At 72.8% G+C, this 4,050-nt stretch carries 5 protein-coding genes; 1 reads left to right on the top strand and 4 read right to left on the bottom strand.

All coding sequences use genetic code 11. The features are described from left to right. From ACRDP3_RS02025 to ACRDP3_RS02035, 3 genes are all read right to left on the bottom strand, one after another. Positions 1–434, bottom strand: a 434-nt coding sequence (locus ACRDP3_RS02025) for an FAD-dependent oxidoreductase (protein WP_431515049.1), incomplete at its 3' end; no start/stop codon positions are given. Positions 435–649: 215 nt separating this feature from the next. After that, positions 650–1,591 (bottom strand): TIGR01777 family oxidoreductase, encoded by a 942-nt coding sequence (locus ACRDP3_RS02030; protein ID WP_431515050.1) that lies wholly within the window; start codon positions 1,589–1,591, stop codon positions 650–652. A gap of 73 nt (positions 1,592–1,664) precedes the next feature. After that, positions 1,665–2,186, bottom strand: coding sequence for a DUF4240 domain-containing protein (locus tag ACRDP3_RS02035; protein WP_431515053.1), 522 nt, complete (start codon positions 2,184–2,186; stop codon positions 1,665–1,667). Positions 2,187–2,421: 235 nt separating this feature from the next. Between ACRDP3_RS02035 and ACRDP3_RS02040 the strand changes: the two genes are divergently transcribed. Then, positions 2,422–3,348: an SDR family oxidoreductase gene (locus ACRDP3_RS02040; RefSeq protein WP_431515051.1), complete on the top strand. Its 927-nt coding sequence runs from the start codon at positions 2,422–2,424 to the stop codon at positions 3,346–3,348. Here ACRDP3_RS02040 and ACRDP3_RS02045 read toward each other — a convergent pair. After that, a partial coding sequence (locus ACRDP3_RS02045; protein ID WP_431515052.1) for a helix-turn-helix transcriptional regulator occupies positions 3,339–4,050 on the bottom strand: 712 nt, incomplete at its 5' end. The genes ACRDP3_RS02040 and ACRDP3_RS02045 overlap by 10 nt on opposite strands.

Here is a 4,050-nt window from a genome sequence, read left to right on the forward strand (position 1 = left end):
CGCCCGGCGTACCCGGAGCCGCCCGAGCCGCCCGAGTCACCCGGGCTGTCGGCCCGGCGGCCGGCCGGTCCCGTGCGGGTGTGCCGGGCCGCCGTGCGGTGAAGGTCGCCGATCCGGTGCGTCCGGCCGTCGGTGTGGAGCACCGCTCCCGGCGCGAACGCGCGCAGCTCCAGCCCGTCGAGTGCGGGCAGTCGCCGGAATTCCGGCCAGGACGGGCACAGCAGTCGCCCGCAGCTGTCCAGCAGGTAGCCGTCGACGCGCTCGGTGGCCATCCGGCCGCCCACCCGCGAGGTGGCCTCCAGCACGATGACCTGGAGTCCGGCACCGGTCAGATGATGGGCGGCGGCGAGACCGGCCAGGCCCGCACCGACGACGACGACGTCGGCGTCCAGGGGCCGCGAACGGCCGGTGCGTGCTGTGTCGCTGGAGTGCACGGTGCCTCCCTGGTCGGCGCGCGGTGCGGTGCCGTCCCGCTGACGTCGTGATGCCCGGACCGGTGCGGGGCGATACCCGTCACCCGTCACCGACACGACTCTACGCAGCGGTCCGGTCGCTGCCAGTCGCACAGGCAGAGCACGGTCGCACGGGGTCGCACAACCCGCCAGGAGTACGTCACGGCGTCACGATGCGGCGTACGCCGCGCGTACCGTCAGCGCAGTGCGGCGCGTACCGCGTCATCGATGTGCGGAAACGCGAAGCTGAAGCCCGATTCGAGCAATCGCTTCGGCACCACGCGCTGGCTGCCCAGCACGTCCTCTGCGAACTCGCCGAGCGCCGCACGCAGCGCGGGCGCCGGGACCGGGAACGGGGTGGGGCGGTGCAGCACCCGGCCCATGGCCGCGGTGACCTCCCGGTTGGTGACCGGCTCCGGCGCCGTGAGGTTGACCGGGCCCGACAGCTGTGCCGTGTCCAGGAGGAAACGCAGGGCCGCGATGTGGTCGTGCAGCGCGATATAGCTCCAGTACTGCTTCCCGTCGCCGATCCGGCCGCCGAGCCCCGCCTTGAAGATGGGGAACAGCCGCGCCCACGCGCCGCCCCCGCGTGCGACGACCAGACCGGTACGGGCGAAGACCGTCCGGATGCCCGCCTCGGCCGCCGCGCTCGCCGCCTCCTCCCACTCCTGGCACAGGTCGGCCAGGAAGCCCTCACCGGGCGGGGCGCTCTCGTCGACGGTGCGGTCGCCCGTATCGCCGTAGTAGCCGATGGCCGATCCGACGATCAGGGTGCGGGGCGGCTCGTCGAGCGTGGCGAGGGCGTCGGCGATGGCCGCGGTGCCCAGTACGCGGCTGTCGCGGATCTCCTTCTTGTACGCGGGGGTCCAGCGCCGGTCCGCGACGCCCGCGCCCGCGAGGTGGACGACGGCGTCGCAGCCGACGAGACCGCTCACGTCGACGTACTGCCTCTTCGGGTCCCACTTCACCTCGGCCGGCGGCTGCCCCGCCGGGCCGGAGCCCGCGGCCGCGGGCTCGTACCGCCGCGCGTCCTCGCTGGCGCGCCGCACGAGGCGGACGATGTCGTGCCCGTCCGCCCGGAGCGAGCGGGCGAGGGCCGTGCCGATGAGGCCGGTGGAACCGGTGACCGCGATGCGCATGAGGTCATCCTGCCGTCTACGGCCGCCACCTTGAAGCGCCGCGCGCTCCGGGATCGTCCGGGGACCTCCCCGGTCAGCCGCGGAAGCGGTCCCACAGCTTGGGCAGCCGCTCCGCGAGCGCGGCCTCGTCCTCCAGGTCGAGCGGCATCCCGGTCGGGTCCTCCGGCGCCTCGGGCACCCCGAGGTCCGGCATGACGGTGCCGGTGAGCTGCTCGTACGCCTCGTCGGCTGCGTAGCCGAGGTCCTCGGCGTCGCCGTCCAGCTCCTCGTCGAAGCCCTCCAGCACGTCGGCGAGCGAATCCGCCTCGTGCGCCGCGCTCTCGAAGACCTCCCGGCCCTGGCCGATCAGCCAGCAGCGGAACGCGTCGAACGCGTCGTCGCTGACGCCGTCCAGCAGAATCCACGCGGCGGCCCACAAGTCCCACTGGGAGGCGCGGTTGTAGCGGGATTCGAAGTGCCGGGCGAAGAACATCACGGCGTCCGGGTCGAGCCGCGTCAGCCGCTCGACGAGCAGGTCGGCCTGCTCCTCGGGGTCGCCGTCCGCGGCGGCCGCACGGGTGGAATCGATCAGCGCCCAGAACTCGGTCTCGTCCATCACGAACACAGCATCCGCCTTGTGCCCGCCCCATGCACGCGGACTCCCTCAGATGCCGCCTTGTCGTTACCAGGCTGTTCACCAGCGGCTCAATGCGCGGCTGTTGTGATCGTTCCACAATTCACCCGTTCCGGCATGAACGAGGCCGCCGGAAAAGCCCGACAGTGGATGTCCGGTATCCGTGTCAGCGTGCTGTCCGTACGGAGACGGAACACGCACCGAGGAGGACAGCCGGGTGAACACAGCAGGGGCGCTGACGGGCAAGGTGGCACTGGTCGCGGGAGCGACACGGGGATCGGGCCGGGCCATGGCCGTGGAGCTGGGCAGAGCGGGGGCGACCGTCTACGCGACGGGCCGCACCACACGGGAGCACGTGAGCGAGGTCGGCCGCGCGACCGAGACCATCGAGGGCACCGCAGAGCTGATCGAGGAGGCGGGCGGTACGGGCGTCGCGGTGCCCACCGACCACCTCGATCCCGAGCAGGTACGGGCGCTGACCGAGCGGATCGACCGCGAGCAGGGACGGCTGGACATCCTGGTCAACGACATCTGGGGCGGCGACCATCTCGTCGGGTGGGACAAGAAGATGTGGGAGCACGACCTGGCGGACGGCATGCGGATGCTGCGGCTCGGGGTCGAGACGCACATCGTCACCAGCCGGTACGCGATTCCGCTGCTCATCCGGAACCCGGGTGGGCTGGTCGTCGAAGTCACCGACGGCACCGAGGAGTACAACGGCCCCCGCTACCGCAACCCCTTCTACTACGACCTGGCGAAATACGCGCCGCTGCGGATGGCGCACGGCCTGGCCGAGGAGCTTCCCGAGTACGGCGCGACGGCGGTCTGTCTCACGCCTGGCTGGCTGCGTTCGGAGGCGATGCTCGACACGGCCTTCAAGGTGACCGAGGAGAACTGGCGCGAAGGCGCCGCGCAGAACCCGCACTTCGCCATCTCCGAGTCTCCCGTCCTCGTCGGGCGCGCGGTGACGGCGCTGGCGGCCGACCCGGACGTGGCCCGGTTCAACGGGAAGTCGCTGTCCAGCGGCGGTCTCGCGCAGGAGTACGGCTTCACGGACGCGGACGGTTCGGCACCCGACGCCTGGCGCTACATGACGGAGGTCGACCAGAGCGCCAAGACCGCTGACGTCACCGGTTACCGCTGACCGTCCGGCTCGTACACCGCGGCCATGCGCCGCGCCGTCTCCACGAACCGGGCCCGGAGCGCGGGCGGCTCCAGCACCTCGCACTCCGGGCCGAGGGCGAGCAGCTGGGTGCGGGCCACGTCCAGCGACTCCACGGCCAGGACGACTGTGGTGCGGCCACCGCCGTCGTCCCGGCCCGAGGCCAGCGCCTCGTCCGCGGCCGTACGGTCCGTGACGTGGCGCAACCGCCGCGCACCGGCCTCGGACAGCCGCAGCACCACTTCCTCCCGCAGGATCGACCGCGCGAACGCCGCCGACCGCTCCGCCCAGAAGCCGGGCAGGTCGAAGTCCTCGTCCCGCACGAAGCGTTCGCCGGTCTCCTCGACACCCGTGACACGGTCCACCCGGTACACGCGGTGGTCGCCGCCCGGCACCACCCGGGCCGCCAGGTACCAGACGCCCGCCTTCAGCACGAGTCCGTACGGCTCCAGCTCCCGCTCCACCTCGGCACTCCGCCGCCGGTAGCGCATCGTCACCCCGCGGTCCGCCCACACGGCGTCCGCCAGCGCCGGCAGCAGCGCCGGCGTCTCCGGCGGCTGCCACCAGCCCGGCGCGTCCAGATGGAACCGCTGCGCCGCGCTGTGCTGCGCGTCGCTCAGCTCGGGCAGCAGCGCCGCCGAGACCTTCAGCCGGGCCGCCGAAGCGGCGTCCGCGAGGCCCATG

The sequence above is a fragment of the Streptomyces sp. genome (genome assembly GCF_050698815.1).
Classification (GTDB): Bacteria; Actinomycetota; Actinomycetes; order Streptomycetales; family Streptomycetaceae; genus Streptomyces.